At 67.7% G+C, this 2,054-nt stretch carries 3 protein-coding genes; all 3 read left to right on the forward strand.

Annotation, left to right across the window (positions count from 1 at the left end):
* Positions 1 to 821, forward strand: an 821-nt coding sequence (locus tag TBU01S_RS22540) for an ABC transporter ATP-binding protein (RefSeq protein WP_157659264.1), incomplete at its 5' end; no start/stop codon positions are given.
* A 14-nt stretch (positions 822 to 835) separates the two neighbouring features.
* Complete coding sequence (locus TBU01S_RS22545; RefSeq protein ID WP_068639718.1) at positions 836 to 1,627, forward strand: ABC transporter ATP-binding protein; 792 nt, start codon at positions 836 to 838, stop codon at positions 1,625 to 1,627.
* Positions 1,628 to 1,650: 23 nt separating this feature from the next.
* On the forward strand, positions 1,651 to 2,054 hold a 404-nt coding region (locus TBU01S_RS22550; protein WP_068639716.1), incomplete at its 3' end, for a hemerythrin domain-containing protein.

The raw sequence follows: 2,054 nt of genomic DNA on the forward strand, positions 1-2,054 counted from the left end.
TGGTGCACAAGAAGATCGACGCCGCCGCCGAGCCGCTGCCGCGGCGCACGCTGCCGGCCGCCGGCGAGCCGATCCTGGTGGCGAAGGACGTGACGCGCAAGTTCGGCGGCCTGGTGGCCAACAACAACATGAGCCTGGAAGTGCGCGCGGGCGAGATCCTCGCGCTGATCGGCCCCAACGGCGCCGGCAAGAGCACGATGTTCAACCAGATCTCGGGCGTCGACACGCCGACTTCGGGCGAAGTGCTGTTCCTCGGCAAGCCGGTGGCCGGCCACGACTCGCGCGAGATCGCCCGCATGGGCATGAGCCGCAGCTTCCAGCACGTCAAGCTGCTGCCGACGATGAGCGTGCTCGAGAACGTGGCCATCGGCGCGCACCTGCGCAGCGACAAGGGCGTGTTGAGTTCGGCCTGGCGCCTGGACCGTGCGGAAGAAGCGCGCATCCTCAAGGAGGCGGCGTACCAGATCGAGCGCGTGGGCCTGAAGGACTTCATGTACGAGGAGGCGGGCAGCCTCGCGCTGGGCCAGCAGCGCATCCTCGAAATCGCCCGCGCGCTGTGCGCCGACCCCTGCCTGCTGCTGCTCGACGAGCCTGCGGCCGGCCTGCGCTTCAAGGAAAAGCAGGCACTCGCCGAGCTGCTGAAGAAGCTGCGCGCCGAGGGCATGGCCACGCTGATCGTCGAGCACGACATGGACTTCGTCATGGGCCTGGTCGATCGCGTGGTGGTGATGGAGTTCGGCCAGAAGATCGCCGAGGGCCTGCCCGAGGAGATCCAGAAGAACCCGGCGGTGCTCGAAGCCTACCTGGGCGGTGTGGAATGAGCGAGGAGAACGCGATGACACAGCAGCAAACGCAGGCCGCCGCCTCGAACGCGGGCGCGAAGAACCCGGTGCTGGAAGTCCGGGACCTGTGCGTGTCCTACGGCAAGGTCGAGGCGCTCACCCACGCCAGCCTGACCGTGGGCGAAGGCCAGATCGTGACCGTGATCGGCCCCAACGGCGCGGGCAAGACGACGATGCTGTCGGCGATCATGGGCGTGCTCGGCTCCAAGGGGCAGGTCGCCTTCGACGGCACGCTCGAAGTGGTGCCCGAGGTCGAGCGCATGGTCGCGCGCGGCATGAACCTGGTGCCCGAGAAGCGCGAGCTGTTCGGCGAGATGAGCGTCGAGGACAACCTGGTGCTGGGCGCCTTCCAGCGCTACCGCATGGGCAAGCGCGACCACGCGCAGACGCTCGAAGAAGTCTATGCGCTGTTCCCGCGCCTGAAGGAGCGGCGCGACCAGGCGGCCGGCACGATGTCCGGCGGCGAACGCCAGATGCTGGCGGTGGGCCGCGCGCTGATGGCGAAACCGAAGCTGCTGATGCTCGACGAGCCCAGCCTGGGGCTGGCGCCGCTGATCGTGCGCGAGATCTTCCGCATCATCGCCGAGCTGCGCCGGCGCGGGGTGTCGATCCTGCTCGTGGAGCAGAACGCGCGCGCCGCGCTGCAGGTGGCCGACTACGCCTACGTGCTCGAGACCGGCCAGGTCGCCATGCAAGGCCCGGCGCACGAACTGGCCGACGATCCGCGCGTCATCGAGGCCTATCTGGGCTTCGGCAGCAAGCACCAGGCGATGCTGGTGAGCTGACAGACCCGAGCAAGGAGATTCCGATGGAAGCAATGCGCATATTGATGGATGAGCACCAGTCGCTGGCGGCGATCATCCACGCCATCCGCTACATGATCAAGGAGATCGGCGAGGGCCGGCTCGAGCCGGATCACAAGCTGCTGAAGGCGATGGTCGAATACCTCGACGCCTACCCCGAGAAGCGACACCACCCCAAGGAGGATGAATTCCTCTTCGGACCGCTGCGCGCGCGCACCCAGGAGGGGGCTGAAGTGCTGGCCCACCTGGAGCGGGAACACGCCGAAGCCGACGCCCGCATCAAGACGCTCGAAGCCGCGCTGGCGCGCTACCAGTCGGGCGAGGCGGGCGGCTTCGAGGCCTTCAGCGAGGCTTTCGATGCCTACGCCGAGTTCTACCGCCTGCACATGATGACCGAGGAGCGCGAGGT

Source organism: Thauera butanivorans NBRC 103042 (assembly GCF_001591165.1).
Classification (GTDB): domain Bacteria; phylum Pseudomonadota; class Gammaproteobacteria; order Burkholderiales; family Rhodocyclaceae; genus Thauera; species Thauera butanivorans.

Coding starts and splice junctions, on each gene's coding strand:
- TBU01S_RS22545 (WP_068639718.1), top strand. CDS start 836: ATGACACAGCAGCAAACGCAGGCCGCCGCCTCGAACGCGGGCGCGAAG.